The organism is Candidatus Nomurabacteria bacterium (genome assembly GCA_023898625.1).
In the GTDB taxonomy this organism is placed as follows: Bacteria; Patescibacteriota; Saccharimonadia; order Saccharimonadales; family JAGQNJ01; genus HK-STAS-PATE-36.
In genome coordinates this window covers 692,289-706,861 of record CP060231.1, presented here as the reverse complement: position 1 = coordinate 706,861, position 14,573 = coordinate 692,289, and the positions used below count along the sequence as shown (strand labels likewise).

The window sequence follows — 14,573 nt, the reverse complement described above, 5'->3', positions numbered from 1 at the left end:
ATGAAAATAGTATTTTTTGCTCACAGTACTACAATTGACAATAAAGAACATCGGGCTACTGGCTGGCTTCCGGGAAAATTATCACCTGAAGGAATCAATCAAGCCAAAGCACTGCCAAAGTTAATCGATGATCAGTCATTTAGTGTCGTCTATTGCTCTGACCTGCAACGAGCTATTGAATCAGCCAAAATTGGCTTTAGTGACACTCATCCACTGCGATACGATTGGCGTCTACGCGAGGCAAACTATGGTAAATTTGATGGCCAAGACAAGAAATTCAAAAAGGAAATGCATAAATTCATAGATACGCCGTATCCAAACGGAGAATCATACAAAGAGGTAGAAGAACGCATTAAGTCTTTTTTGCAAGATATGCAATATTTTCATAAAGATGACTACATAGCAATTATTGGCCACGAAGCAACACAGCTAGCAATGGAAGTTATCATCAACAGAAAATCGTGGGATCAAGTAATTAAAGAAAATTGGCGTCCTAAAGGACAGTGGAAGCCTGGGTGGCAATACTGTTACTAATAAATCATAAGCAGGTTATACTAGTAATATAATGTCAAATGATGAACTGTATCAACAATGCATAGATGTTCTTGTTGACAACGATCGTGGAAGCCATACCATACCTGCGCCCGGGTTGTATCCCCATCAATGGCTTTGGGATAGTTGCTTTATTGCTATTGGCCAGCGTCATTACGACGTAGCTCGTGCACAACAAGAACTGCTTAGTCTTCTGCGAGGCCAATGGCACAATGGAATGATCCCAAACATGATTTTATCTCGTGATTTCGTCGGAAAGCAAAGCGCTAGTTTCTGGCAAAGTGATCTATCGCCACAATCTCCTGATGATTATGCAACTAGCGGAATAACTCAACCGCCGATGCTTGCAGAAGCAGTTGTTAGGGTTGGTGAAATGCTATCAAAAAATGAACGTCAATTGTGGTATAAAAAGATGTTCCCTGGTCTACTTGCTTTTCACAAATGGCTTTACAGCGAACGTGATTTTGATGGGTCTGGCCTGATTAGTCTTGTGCATCCATGGGAGTCTGGATTAGACAATACTCCGCCTTGGATGTCAGAAATACATGCCCATGGTATGCCACTATGGATTAAGCTTGTGCGGTTAACAAAATCAGATACTATTCTTACGCACCTAAGATCTGACCGCAAGTTAGCCTTACCAGGCGAACGACTAAGTACAATTGATGGATTGTTGCTATATTCTTTGCAGAGAAAACTTCGTCGCCACCATTATAAAGTTACTAGCAAAAAAAATCCTACCGGCATTGCCATTGCCGATATTAGCTTTAATAGTATGTTTATTAGGGCTAATGGGCTACTCCGCGAAATAGCCAAGACTATAAATAAGCCCCTACCAGAAAAACTCCTAGGCAAAATGCAAAATACAGAAAATTCACTTGAGCAACTATGGGATCCATATACCGGACAATACTACAGCAAAGACACAATTTCTAACCAACTGATAAAAATCAGCACTATCGGTTCAGTGCTATCGCTTTATTCTGGTGTGATTTCTAAAGAGCGCGCCAAAGAACTCGTCAAGCTACTAGGCTCTAAGCACCTATTCAATACCGACTATCCCGTGCCATCGGTTCCAGTAAATTCATCTTGGTTTAAAGAAAAAACCTATTGGCAGGGTCCTACATGGATCAATACCAATTGGTTAATTATAGATGGACTGAGACGCTACGGCTACCAGGCAGAAGCAAACAATTTGCAATCAAAGACAATTGATTTAGTGGCGAAATCTGGAATCAACGAATATTTTTCACCAATAAATGGCGATTCGGCTGGTGCTAAGAATTTTTCGTGGACAGCTTCGCTTACTATTGATTTGCTAGCTCGCGATATGACTCCATTGGCGATAAAGCCAAAGAGTAAGCCTCCTCAGGGGATAACCCATTCCTAATAGCATCGTTATACATACTAAGTGACGTTGACAAACAGCCAATTGCGGTAGTCATGACTAGTTTATCCAGATACGGGTCAAATTCAGATTCTGGCACTTCAAATATATCTTTCATAGCAAGTGATTATCGCAGAATGACTACCGCTAATCAATAGGACAATTATTCTATTTCTTTTGGCTTGTCTAACAGTTCTACTTCAATCACTTCCTCGCCACCACCAATTTTAACAATATCCTTATCAATCTTCCCTAGTTCTTTGCTAGCGTTATTATAATGGCTAACTGTTGCACCCAGAGAATTACCCAGCTTAACATAGTATGCATTATAAGCCATTAGATGTTTTTGCAGTTGCTCAATATTTTGACGAATTTTTTCAGTATCTTTATGAATTTCGATATTTCTTAATCCCTGGCCTATTGTCTGAAGCATTGCAGAAAGAGTACTTGGACCGACGATAGTAACTTTCTTTTCTAACGCATATTGCATCATATTTCTGCTACTAACACCACCGGCACCAATCTTGTTTGCTAATAAATCATAATATATGGCCTCGCTTGGGATAAACATTAAAGCTTGATCTAGGGTATGCTTGGTGGGTTTTATGTATTTTGAAGTTTCATCAATGCGTTTTTTTACATCTTCTTTGAAGGCTCGGCTCAGAGATTCTTGTTTGCTCGCATCAGCCTCGATCATTCTGTTGTAATTTTCAAGAGGAAATTTACTATCAATCGGCAACAACTTGTTATCCATTTTTATTACCGCATCGACCACCAACCCCTCAGCAATTTTGTACTGTAGTTCAAATGCCCCGGAAGGCAAAACATTCTCTAGTATCTGTGCAAGATAGTATTCTCCTAAAACACCACGTTGTTTTGGGTTTTGTAGCACATTTTGTAGAGTCTTTAACTCTGTAGCGATTTCACCTACATTACGATTGGTGTTTTCTAATTTTTCTAGTTTCTGAGTAACGTCTCTAATTATTTTGTTACTGGCCTCATATTGTTTGGTGATTTGATCTTGGCTTCTATCTAACCTAGAAGTTAAGTGGGATTTTAACCCATCATTAATCTGTTGTACTGAATTGTTAAGATTTGTAATATCTTGTTTAAGTAGTTGTGTGGTTGATTCTTGTTTAAGCTCCTTAATCTTTAAATTCATGACATAAATAACTAAACCAAATCCCACGATCAGCAACAAAATCACCACCATGTACGCTATTCCCATTAATGACATTGTATAATGGATATCTATATTTTCCTATATTGTGTGAACTTACTTATGCAATCATACAGAAGCGATATTGTGCGCTAAAACTGTAAACACCGATACTAAAACAACACCCCCTAAGAATAATAATGCTTGGTTAAGGAAAGAATTGTGACTGCCTTTTGATTCGTGAATAGTAGGAATAACATCGCTGGCAGATATATATAATAAAAATCCCGCACTAAGACCCAGCAATGCACCAACTGGCAAAGCATCACTAGAGCCCAAAACATATGTTAGTATTGCTCCCACGAGTGTTGCAAATGCGCTTAACAAATTTGCCAATAAAACTTTCTTGCGGGAATAGCCTTTTGCTAACAGTAGACCAAAGTCACCAATCTCCTGAGGAATTTCGTGTGCTGCAACCGCCAAGGTAGTCACAACACCGGTGGGTATACTAATCATAAAGCTGGCCGCAATAGCTACACCATCTAAGGCGTTATGAACTGTATCGCCGACAACTATCAAGCCTGGCGATGACTGTCGTCCGTGGCCATGCTCATGTTCGTGATGATGATGAAACCATCTTAGCCCCCCTTCTGCTAAGAAAAAGATTATCATTCCGGTCATTGTAGCTATCAATACGGTTGATGCCGACTCATACTCAATCCCCTCAGGGAGCAAATCAACAAAAACCGCTGCTAATAACGCGCCACCTGCAAAAGGTGTGGCATATAATGCTAGCTTATGGGCAGATTTTTGATTACTCAATAATAAGACACCACCAATTAACGAAACAATACTGCCAATAATAGAAAAGATAACTATATACGATAACGTATTCATATTTACTATATTTTATCAGAAGCCGATAGATATTGCAGACCAAGTATAAAAAACATGGACCCCGACAGTCTTGTCAGGGTCTGTGGGAAGCCTCACACTTCCTAATATCAAGCATAAGCCTGGATTTCAATATTTGCAATATGATTAATATCACATTCGCACTATGCCAGTAATTCTGCAATCAACATTACAAATGATAAACAGACCATTAATGTGTTTTCTATAATTGATACGGTTGAATACCTTAACCTTAAAATTGACCCCAAATACGATAGTCTTATCGGACCCCTTTGTGAAACTATTCTAATCATCCCTATTAAACCTGAAAGCCCCATAACAATTACAAGAAGATTTCTAAATACCGACATTAATCCAGCCAAAAACAGTAATCCCAAAAATACTTGCATTAAGGGATACACATACTTATACGGCTTGATTCGTTTAGCAATCAAATCATACAATGGAAATACCTTAACAAAAACTTCTATGCCGAGTAATTTCATACCTCCAAAAATAATCAGCAATCCACCCATAAACCAACGAATCCACTCAATGGCATTAACGTTACCCATAGCCCCCATTAAAGTAGCTGAGATAATTAAGAATATAAATATTCCAGCTAATTTTAGATTTTCCTTTGTTGATGGCTCTGCCTTTACTATGGCTGTTCGTTTTAACATCTTTTTAAATTATACGAAAACCTATGTGGTATTTCTATTATGAAATTCATAATTTATGCTCTAAAATTTAGGTGTGGAACAAAAATCAAATAATACAAAGAACGTGTTGCCAGTTTTAATAACTGGAGTTGTAGCTCTGGGCACCGGAACGGTCTTTTATCATCACATAGAGCAATTAAAATGGCTTGACGCGATCTATTTTAGCGTGATTACCCTGACAACCGTAGGTTATGGAGATATTACTCCAAAAACTGACGCCGGCAAAATATTCACCATCTTCTATGTACTTATTGGAATCGGTATGCTCGCAGGAGTGGCAAACTTCTTACTACGTAGCGCACTAAATCGTAGAATAGAAAAACGAAATAAAGACTGACCATTAAATTTTAATCCATACTTTCTGTCGACCTCAAAAAAATGAGTTGTTTAAGATTCGACTATTTTGGTATAGAGTAGTGCATAAAGCTAATGTATCCGAGATACATAAAACTACATACAAAATATGCAACAATCGTGGTAACCACTATTTCAATCGTCTCTTATTGTGCTTATTGGCACGTCGGGCTGCTCTATTAGGATTCGTAGATGACGAATGAGAGCCACTAATCTCTTGAGTATCCCCAAGTCGTGAAGAGATCAACCCTGCATCTGGCAAAAGAGAACATGCGGCAACGTGGCCAAGACCCTTTAATATCGGATCGTTAGTAGAAAATAACTTCAGCATTTCATCAATTTGATAATCGCTTAATCTTGAGAAGCCACTCTTCTTAAGTTCATTAATATCGGAACGCATAGCTATAACTGTATCGCGAGCCAAAAGTGGTAAATCTTCTGAAACAATCCTGGGCAATACAGTAGCTCCTATTAGTTCACCCTCACTTACAGTCCTGGCAATAATATGAGCAGCCAACAACTTATTCCCCTTCTGTAACGTCTTTCGTACATACCACTCCTTATAGGTTATAGACTCACCTGTATGTTCATCAACTCCATAGTCTATTCCATCTAGAATACCAGACAGATTACTTACCTCTCCAACATTTTTTGAGTACATATCTGCAATTTCATCGGTAGTAACCATACCAGAACCTAACATTATCATTTGTTGACGAATCCCCATCATACCAGTGTTTAGTTTGTCAATATAAGCAAAAATCACTGAACCAAAATATGCTGGAGTTGGCGGAAAACTATCGCAATCATACTTCCGGTTGGATTCTTCGTTAGTTACAAATATATATTCGCGCTCTTTGAATATTTCACTACAAACCTCAGCCGTATTTATGTCGTGTAACTGATTGAAAACTGGATGTATCATACTTTTTCTCCGTAATTCGAGTATTATTCCATACTTTATGATATTATGCAATTTTTATATAGTCATGCATAGCTACTCTCAAACACTTAGCGCAATACACTCTTATATTGACTATAGACTAGTACCTTATGTCTCGTCTGGTAAACCAAACAATCGATAATCCGTACATACTAATAATTAGACTTAATAAAACTAAAAGATGCCACCAATGAATTGTGCCTTGCAAAATGCTTTGTGTATCATAATACGTAAATAACGAAGCTGGTTTGAGTGGCTTCAGCCAATTAATAATGTCTCCAAAAGTACCAATCATATAGCTCAATATAAAATAGACTCCTGCTAATCCTGCAGAAATACCTCTACCACCAAATACACAACTGAACATTAATGCCAACATACCGAATACTAACGACAAGAGAACCAAATTTAAGGCCGATAACCCTACTTGTACTAAATTAATGGAGAACTCAGAAACTAGGTATCTTCCAATAATTAAGCCGAATAATATGCATATGCCCAACCATCCGATCAAAGTTATCATTCCCAGAGTTTTTCCGTAAACTATTCTACTTTTATTGATTGGTCGTGACAGAATCAATTCAATTGTTTTGGATTCCTCCTCTTTGGAAATCAAGCTACTTCCTACCACAATCGCTAGAATACAAAATATTACTGGCATTGTTAAAGCAAAGAATTCGGCGTGAATAAAACCGTTCGGAGTCGCAAAAAACTCTGCGCTACCTATGAATGCCTGGAAGCCTTCTGGAGCACTACTAAACGCCTTTGTGAAATTTGCGTTACCTCCTACTGAAGGATAGATCTTAGCATACATTAAACCTATCAAAATAATTCCGGTTGCCCAAAAAATTATCGCTTTTCTATGATCAAATAATGTCTTGCGAAATATTGAAGATATTTTCATGATTCACCTTTCGTAGATTGATAATACTTCATAAAGATATCTTCTAGCGCTGTTTCTTGACGCTCAATACTAACTACATTATGCCTAGCAAGCTCCTTTATGAAGGGATCGACACTCCCTCGCACTTCAAACCATCCCTCAATACCAGAAAGATTAAATTGTTCGATTCCTTCAATGTTTTCAAAGGATTTTTTTGAAACCTTCTCACCAAAACGGACTTTTAGCTGGTGAACGTCCAACCCACGTAACTTACTAACTTCTTCTATACCTATGAGTTCTCCGTCTTTTATAAACCCAACCCTATCACTAACTCGTTGCACTTCAGCAATATTATGAGAAGAAAAAAATACGGTACTACCTTGCTTCTTTACGGAAATTAACAACTCAAAAAATTTTTCTTGCATCAATGGATCCAACCCAGAAGTCGGCTCGTCTAAAATTAATAATTTTGGTTTATGCATGAAAGCCTGAATGATACCTATTTTCTGTCGATTGCCCTTCGATAGTTCTCGTAATTTTTTATCAAGATTAGCATCGAACATCTCCTTCATATAATTAACGTACTCTTGGTCAACTGTATCAGCATTAAGCGCACCAAGATATTCAAGTAACTGACGGCCAGTCATATCATCATAAAGTGCTAATTCGCCAGATAAATAACCCACCATTTGTTTTATTTGATCACTATCGCTAACACTATCTAAACCGAATATTTTAATTGAACCACTCGTAGGTTTAATAAAATTCATGATAGTTCTAATTGTTGTAGTTTTTCCGGCGCCGTTTGGACCTAAAAAACCAAATATTTCACCTGAGCTCAACTCAAGTGAAATATTTGCAATCCCTTTACTTGAACCGTAGAATTTAGATACGTTTAATACGTTTAATGGCCTGGTATTTGATTGCATTTTATGCCAGTATATCACACCAAATCATACTAGAATATTTATGCAAATATACTGATAACAATTTTCAAAACGTTGTTTTTTAGTATTTTGAAACATCTAATGATGTGCCGTAGCGTTTGGTTCCAGCGGATATATACTGATTGATACTGCTGTCTGATGGAACCGCGACGGCATTGGAGTAACGATCAATCAATTTCTGAGTTGGTGAACCGTTTGTATTAACATATTCTGTACCCTGAAGACCATTTGCTTCCATGCCACCTATACTAACTGGCGCAGAGGCCATAGCGTTACGGAAGACACTGAGGTCGGTATATTTTGTGCCTTCTCTGATGTATATTAAGGTTTTTCCAGATTCATTGGTGGCGTATACGTTACCATTCATTACTGTTTCTGGTATGCCACTCCATGGCTTATTAGCCTTATGTAGGATAGTTTCAATAGGAGCTTTTGCACCCGAACTATGGGATAACATGAAGCATAGAGGAGTCTTGGCGCAAATATATGGACTATCGCCTGACGTATTAGGGTAGGCCATAACGTTATTGATCATTATATCTATTCTTGGCATCCAGTCTAATGACTGTCGGCGACCAAATCTTGTCGCACCTCCGCCATCTTTTCTGGCTAGTAACTCTGGAGGTGGATTTGGGTTGAGTTCACTTAGTCTATTGCTTGACCACACTTCTCCAACACATGCTGAATATGGATATAGAGAGCTGGCGCATTTTGGTGCTGACCTGCCGTCTGTATAAATTGCTACTGGGTTAGTTCCGCCTATTATAGTGTTGTTAATCATTTTTACACCCGAAGATCCGGCATCTGCAAAGGCTGCCTTTTTAGACTTCTGTCGAATGAAATTATTTACCATAAGCAGTCCGTCTGCAATCTCCCAAAAAACACCATTACCTTCGTTATCTAGAATATAAGAATTAGCAATTACAGCATCGGTATTGCTGTCGTCATACCACAAGCCTGGTGAGTAGTTATTTGCAATGTAACTATTATCTACCTTTGTTCTTCTAGTTTTTGAGGCTTTCATGCCCCCTGTTTGCGGATCTACGGTAAACTCACGTAGGTAGTTCATATCAGTAATTTTCACTGATTTTAATGTTAAATTATCTGTTTGTACAGCACTAACCCCCATCCAGTTTGAGCGTGTAAAGGTGGCATTTTCAACAACAACTGAATCCGCAATATTAACTGTCAGTGTTAGTAATGCTGAATCGGTTATTACAATGTTCTTCAAAACAGTACCATGAGAGCCACTGTCTACAATTACAACGCCATAATCGTCAGCCGTATTTGAATAACGCGCTACTTTTATGCCTTCTACGCGAACATTAGGGCTTTTTATTTGGATAGCTCTATCTCTATCACCGGAGCTAGGCGCAGATCGTGATGACTCTATATTAGATTTACTAGCATCATTTGCAGTCAAATATAACCTTTTATTTGAACGGTCAACCCAGAACTTCCCATCACCCAGATCGCCTTTATTAGTTACTTGGTCAAGTGAGTCATTGCCAATCCATGCCTGGTCGGGATATCGAGCAGAGTAATCACCAGCTAAGCCCATGTTACTATTTGGGAAATCAAAGCCACTTCCACCGGTAACTGGTCGCGGGTTATATGAACGCCATTTGTAGTTGCCTTCGGTGTTCCAGCCACTGTTGCTAGCAGTCGAACTAGGTACTGCGACTGAACCACGTAGTTCTGGAATCTCACCAGGATAGGCGATTATTTTTACTGTCTTTGATACTCCGACATTAACGTTACCCCTATATACCCCACCTCGCATCACAACCGTACCGCCAGAACTAACCGCGCCAATCGCTTTACCTAGTGTTAAATACGGTGAATCGACATTACCACTCCCACTATCATTACCATTTGGAGCAACATACTTAATCGACCCGGTTAATGATGACAAGTTATAATTAATCGGTAGTTGTGCTCCGTATTCACCACTAACCGGAGGTTGTGGTGGTGTGGTACACTTTGATCCAGTACCAAAACGTACTACATTATTGCCAGATCCCGTAGCTGAACTATCGGCAATAGGCTCCACGCATCCAGAAAGAACTCCATTCTCAACATTTAGTGCAATACTGAATGTCGAGGCACTTGATACCAGCAGCGTAGCCACCCCTATCACGCCCACTACCAAAATGACAAAATACTTAGATTGTCTCAAGTTCTTTAGGTTCCCCCATCTAAATTCCTTAATTCGCTTCATGTATTGTTATCGTTCCTAAATTACCCTCTTATGCTTTAAATATACACTACGTTAACCGCACATCAAAATATGTTTGTTATTGCAATAAGTTAGCATCAGAAGTCATAAATATAGTTGAAATCTTGCCCTCACTGTTTACAAATCCTAAATTCAGGACATACACCATGTTTCTACCATAAGTGTCTGTAAGCCCACGAAAAATTGATAGATTCTGCTAATAGATCGTCTAGTACATAGCTGTCATAGCTAAATACAAGATAGTCCTTTAAGTATATATCAATTCTATCCTTTTGACTTAGACTCTTTGTATTGTTAATATTAAAATGTAATACATAAAAAACCAAAAGATATACATAAAAAGGAAGTCATATGGCTACACAAAAGAGAAAAATAAAAACTAAACGGTCGACAATAGCAAAAAAGCGGTCCTCAAATAATAGTAGTTTTATTTCTAGGATACCGAGGAATATTAAGATACTGATTGTAGTTGGCGCGATAGCTCTTATCGGTACAATTTGGATATTTGGTGCTCACGCAGCAACATCAAATTTTGAGGCTGAAGTTGCAAAAAAATCAGGTGGAGCAACGGTATCAAGTGATGCTACTGCTTCTGGCGGTAAATATGTTGTTTTTAATACACAAACTGCCATCACAAAACCTGCATCTATTCAGCGCTTTCCGGGGGATCCGAACCCTCTAGTTACAGGTAAGGCATACTGGGGTTCAGCAGTAGACGGCAATGGTGACCCGTCAAAACATGAAAATGTAGCGGGTAAATCACTAGCAATTCGACGAACATTTTGGGGGTGGAATAGCCCAAGTATGATATCGACAGCCAAAAGCGACCTAGTAGCAAACCGATTACCTCATGTTTCTGTCAAGACTCCAGGATGGGCTTCTGTGGCGTCTGGACAACATGATGCTGAACTAGATAATATGCTAAAGCAACTTGACTCTCTAGGTGGTCCTGTTTGGTTTACTGTACACCATGAACCCGAAGGTGGTGGTGGAAGTAATGGAATAGACGATCCCGCCGGAGCAGCTGGCTGGAGAAATATGCAAAAACATGTACGTGATCGTATAAATGCATTAGGTACAAAAAATATTGCATTTATGCCTGTATTGATGACCTGGACATGGGATCCAGCTTCTGGACGTAATTACAACGACTGGTGGGTAAACGGTATCTGGGATGCATATATAGTTGATCCGTATGTTGAAAAAGAAGGTCTGAGTATGTTGGCCGACACAGGCTGGAAAAACTTTTCATCATGGGCAGATAAGAAAAAAATCCCATACGGTACAGCAGAATGGGGACTTAGAACAATATCAGGTGGAAGTTGGCAAAAGAAAGTACCTGACGGAAAACTATGGACTAATTCAGACTGTAAGCCAGAAAATATGATTCTTAAAACTACTACAGATAGCCAGGAGAAAGTTGCCGCAGATAACATGCAAGCGTTTTGGGATTGGAGCTTCGCGAATCATAAAGATGTTATCTCCTATACATATTTTGATTCATGTCTAAATAGCCGTAAAGGACCTTGGACATTAGCAAAAGGTCAGCTTGCAAGGTTCGATAAAATACTTGGTGAAGATCAAAGAGTAATGCGCGTTAAAGATCTAGATAAGCCCTCTACAACAACCACAACAACTTCGTCGTCATTTGGTACGTTAACACAGGATATTACAATACCAGCAAATGGCACCTATAAACTCTGGGTACGACTTAACGCACCAGATGCAGTCAATAACGCCATTCAAGCTCAAGTTGACAATGGTACGGCTATAAAAATGGGTGATGGTGGCTTGAAAGCTAACACATGGACATGGGTAGATTACAAAAACGGTGACTTAAACAACAAAGCTACAGTCACTCTTAGCGCGGGTACACGAAAAATTACAATCACAGGCATCGAGAATGGTGTTAAGATCGATCGGGTATTAGTAACAAATGAAACCTGTGTACCATTAAATACGGGCGAAAATTGTACGACTCCTATCACAACTCCACCCACAACCACTCCAACAACACCGGAACCTAACGTAACTGTGTCTGGACCAAATGAAGGGTCAACAGTAACAGGCAATACTACAATAAAAGTCACTGCAACCTTCCCTATCCAAGAAGTATCATTTAGGATAGACAATCAATGGCAGACCACTGATAAGTCAGATCCATTTCTATGGGAATGGAATACAACCAAATTCAGTAATGGCGCGCATAAGATAGTTGCAAGAGTAAGAAAACAAGGTGATCCAGGAAATGTCTATACTGAAAAAATAATCAATGTTAAAGTTACAAATCAAGCTGAACCTACTCAACCAATTGAGCCTGTCAAAGACACAGAAGTACCTACTGTACCGACAAGTCTACGAACAAATCTACAGTTCGACTGGACAAAGCTAAGATATGTCATGAATGTCATGTGGGATGCTTCTTCAGATAATGATGACAGTGCAATTACCTATCAAGTTCTTAGAGACGCTTCACCAATAGGTCAAACAACTGCCACTGTCTTCACAGATTCAGGAGCTTTGGAAGCTGAAAGAGTCTACAACTACTCGGTAACTGCTAGTGATGCTACTGGAAACGTCTCAGGGCCTGCTTCATTAAGCTTAAAAACAAGTTGTTCGTTCATATTCTGTACAGCAGAAGTGCTATAGTTCGAAACAGTTTATTTACCCTTGAATCACCCAATACCATTCGGGCAATTCAACATTAATTGACTAATGTAAAATTAACATTTGTCCGATTCTGCAATATTTAATATAAATATCCGATGTCAATCTACCCAAAAATATGATAGTATTTACTGGAAAGGCCAAAAATGTCTGATATACAAAAATTCATAGAACAACTAAAACAAACTGGATTTGAGGGCGAGATTGAAGACGCGACTGAGTTGCTTGATCAATATAGCCATGATGCTTCAATGCTCGAAGTACGCCCTGAGTTAGTCGTTGCGCCAAAACACGCCAAGGACGTAGAGAGAATAGTAACGACCACGAAACACCTCAAATCAGAACAAAAAGGTTTATCTTTAACAGCAAGGAGCTCCGGAACTGATATGTCTGGGGGTGCTATTAACGATTCAGTTATTGTTGACTTTAAGAGACATCTGACAGAAATACATGATATTGGTAAAGATTCGGCTAGTCTTCAACCTGGCGTAATGTTCAAGGATTTTGACGCCCAAGCCAAAGCAAAAGGTGTCTTAATGCCAACTTACCCCGCATCTAGAGACCTTTGTACGGTTGGCGGTATGGTTAACAACAACTCTGGCGGAGAAAAATCTATTGAATTCGGGCAGACTGCTAATTTTGTTAACAAGATTGATTTTGTATTTGCAGACGGCATCAAACGTGAGGTTAAACCCTTAAACAAAAAACAGCTTGAAGCTAAAATGAAACAGAAGGATTTTGAGGGAGAAGTATACCGAAAAGTTTTTAAATTAGTTGATGGGCATTATGATTCAATCAAACAAGCGAAACCGAATGTTAGCAAGAATGCCACTGGCTACTGCTTATGGGATGTTTGGGATCGCGAAACAGGCATATTTGACCTTACTAAGGCTATAGTTGGTGGGCAAGGAACTTTGGGTTTTGTGACTGATATTGAGTTTAGGTTAACGCACGCACGTAGCGATGAGGGATTATTGGTTATCTTTGTAAAGGACTTACGTCGTTTAGGTGAACTAATTAAAGTCGTAGTTGATAAAAAACCTTCTAGATTTGAATCTTTCGATGATAACACACTAATCTTATCTATACGATTTATGCCATACTTCCTTAAATTTTTGGGAGTTAAAAAATTTCTTCACCTGTTAATCAGCTTAATACCAGACGCGTTACTACTCATCAAGGGAGTGCCACGACTTATACTGATGGCTTCTATTAAGGGTGACGATCCAGAAGAAATTAAAGAGAAGATCCATGCACTACGCAAAGAACTTGAACAAAACGCCAAATACTATGGAATCAGTGGGTTCGAAGAAGCACCCTACGAACGTCAGGGCGAAAAATTTTGGATTATGCGAAGATACAGTTTTCAGATCCTACGAAGCAAGGTTAAAGATAAGCACACTGCCCCATTTATAGATGACTTAGTCGTTAGACCAGAATACTTAGCCAAATTTTTGCCACAGATGCGTAAGATTATTAAAAAATATCGCCTATTCGCTACTATTGCCGGACATATGGGTGATGGGAATTTTCATATCATCCCATTAATGGATATAGCACAAGATAGTGACCGTAACAAAATTTTGCCAGCCATGGAAGAAGTTAATCAGCTAGTCCTGAAATATCATGGATCTTTAAGTGGAGAACATAATGATGGCTTGATTCGAGGCCCATGGTTAGAACAGATGTACGGCAAGGAAGTTTTAGGCTACTTTAAAGAATTAAAAGCAATTTTTGATCCAGATAACATCTTTAATCCCCACAAGAAAACCGATGCAACTTGGCAATATACGACCCAACACTTCAGAAAAAATTTTGACTCATAA

Annotated in this window: 12 protein-coding genes; 5 read left to right on the top strand and 7 right to left on the bottom strand. The window is 38.9% G+C overall.

The annotated features are described in order from the left end of the window. Both H6793_03550 and H6793_03545 read left to right on the top strand, forming a co-directional pair. Nucleotides 1-534: a histidine phosphatase family protein gene (locus H6793_03550; protein USN95375.1), complete on the top strand. Its 534-nt coding sequence runs from the start codon at nucleotides 1-3 to the stop codon at nucleotides 532-534. A 31-nt stretch (nucleotides 535-565) separates the two neighbouring features. Next, nucleotides 566-1,942 (top strand): glycoside hydrolase, encoded by a 1,377-nt coding sequence (locus H6793_03545; protein ID USN95374.1) that lies wholly within the window; start codon nucleotides 566-568, stop codon nucleotides 1,940-1,942. Between the two features lie 160 nt (nucleotides 1,943-2,102). On the opposite strand, the gene H6793_03540 is transcribed toward H6793_03545, so the two are convergent. The 3 genes from H6793_03540 to H6793_03530 all read right to left on the bottom strand — a co-directional run bounded on the left by H6793_03540 (nucleotide 2,103) and on the right by H6793_03530 (nucleotide 4,675). Then, the gene (locus tag H6793_03540) at nucleotides 2,103-3,167 is read right to left on the bottom strand and encodes a DNA recombination protein RmuC (GenBank protein USN95373.1); all 1,065 of its coding nucleotides are present in this window, start codon (nucleotides 3,165-3,167) and stop codon (nucleotides 2,103-2,105) included. A gap of 60 nt (nucleotides 3,168-3,227) precedes the next feature. Next, the gene (locus tag H6793_03535) at nucleotides 3,228-3,995 is read right to left on the bottom strand and encodes a ZIP family metal transporter (GenBank protein USN95372.1); all 768 of its coding nucleotides are present in this window, start codon (nucleotides 3,993-3,995) and stop codon (nucleotides 3,228-3,230) included. A gap of 161 nt (nucleotides 3,996-4,156) precedes the next feature. Next, nucleotides 4,157-4,675 (bottom strand): hypothetical protein, encoded by a 519-nt coding sequence (locus H6793_03530; GenBank protein USN95371.1) that lies wholly within the window; start codon nucleotides 4,673-4,675, stop codon nucleotides 4,157-4,159. A gap of 73 nt (nucleotides 4,676-4,748) precedes the next feature. Here H6793_03530 and H6793_03525 point away from each other — a divergent pair, with 73 nt between their 5' ends. Beyond that, nucleotides 4,749-5,051 carry a two pore domain potassium channel family protein gene (locus tag H6793_03525; GenBank protein USN95370.1) on the top strand — a complete coding sequence of 101 codons (303 nt, stop codon included), beginning with the start codon at nucleotides 4,749-4,751 and terminating at the stop codon, nucleotides 5,049-5,051. 147 nt (nucleotides 5,052-5,198) lie between these two features. Here the strand turns inward: H6793_03525 and H6793_03520 are convergent, their stop codons facing one another. The 4 genes from H6793_03520 to H6793_03505 all read right to left on the bottom strand — a co-directional run bounded on the left by H6793_03520 (nucleotide 5,199) and on the right by H6793_03505 (nucleotide 10,062). Further along, nucleotides 5,199-5,993, bottom strand: a complete 795-nt coding sequence (locus H6793_03520; GenBank protein USN95369.1) for a hypothetical protein — start codon at nucleotides 5,991-5,993, stop codon at nucleotides 5,199-5,201. Nucleotides 5,994-6,111: 118 nt separating this feature from the next. After that, on the bottom strand, nucleotides 6,112-6,915 hold the full coding sequence (locus H6793_03515) for an ABC transporter permease subunit (GenBank protein ID USN95368.1): 804 nt from the start codon (nucleotides 6,913-6,915) through the stop codon (nucleotides 6,112-6,114). Then, nucleotides 6,912-7,823: an ABC transporter ATP-binding protein gene (locus tag H6793_03510; protein ID USN95367.1), complete on the bottom strand. Its 912-nt coding sequence runs from the start codon at nucleotides 7,821-7,823 to the stop codon at nucleotides 6,912-6,914. The genes H6793_03515 and H6793_03510 overlap by 4 nt, the downstream gene beginning before the upstream one ends. A 79-nt stretch (nucleotides 7,824-7,902) precedes the next feature. Continuing rightward, nucleotides 7,903-10,062: a right-handed parallel beta-helix repeat-containing protein gene (locus H6793_03505; GenBank protein USN95366.1), complete on the bottom strand. Its 2,160-nt coding sequence runs from the start codon at nucleotides 10,060-10,062 to the stop codon at nucleotides 7,903-7,905. Nucleotides 10,063-10,431: 369 nt separating this feature from the next. On the opposite strand from H6793_03505, the gene H6793_03500 reads away from it, so the two are divergent. Continuing rightward, nucleotides 10,432-12,729, top strand: a complete 2,298-nt coding sequence (locus tag H6793_03500; GenBank protein ID USN95365.1) for an Ig-like domain-containing protein — start codon at nucleotides 10,432-10,434, stop codon at nucleotides 12,727-12,729. A gap of 164 nt (nucleotides 12,730-12,893) precedes the next feature. After that, nucleotides 12,894-14,573, top strand: coding sequence for an FAD-binding oxidoreductase (locus tag H6793_03495; protein ID USN95364.1), 1,680 nt, complete (start codon nucleotides 12,894-12,896; stop codon nucleotides 14,571-14,573).

Coding starts and splice junctions, on each gene's coding strand:
- H6793_03550 (USN95375.1), top strand. CDS start 1: ATGAAAATAGTATTTTTTGCTCACAGTACTACAATTGACAATAAAGAA.
- H6793_03545 (USN95374.1), top strand. CDS start 566: ATGTCAAATGATGAACTGTATCAACAATGCATAGATGTTCTTGTTGAC.
- H6793_03540 (USN95373.1), bottom strand. CDS start 3,167: ATGGGAATAGCGTACATGGTGGTGATTTTGTTGCTGATCGTGGGATTT.
- H6793_03535 (USN95372.1), bottom strand. CDS start 3,995: ATGAATACGTTATCGTATATAGTTATCTTTTCTATTATTGGCAGTATT.
- H6793_03530 (USN95371.1), bottom strand. CDS start 4,675: ATGTTAAAACGAACAGCCATAGTAAAGGCAGAGCCATCAACAAAGGAA.
- H6793_03520 (USN95369.1), bottom strand. CDS start 5,993: ATGATACATCCAGTTTTCAATCAGTTACACGACATAAATACGGCTGAG.
- H6793_03515 (USN95368.1), bottom strand. CDS start 6,915: ATGAAAATATCTTCAATATTTCGCAAGACATTATTTGATCATAGAAAA.
- H6793_03510 (USN95367.1), bottom strand. CDS start 7,823: ATGCAATCAAATACCAGGCCATTAAACGTATTAAACGTATCTAAATTC.
- H6793_03505 (USN95366.1), bottom strand. CDS start 10,062: ATGAAGCGAATTAAGGAATTTAGATGGGGGAACCTAAAGAACTTGAGA.
- H6793_03500 (USN95365.1), top strand. CDS start 10,432: ATGGCTACACAAAAGAGAAAAATAAAAACTAAACGGTCGACAATAGCA.
- H6793_03495 (USN95364.1), top strand. CDS start 12,894: ATGTCTGATATACAAAAATTCATAGAACAACTAAAACAAACTGGATTT.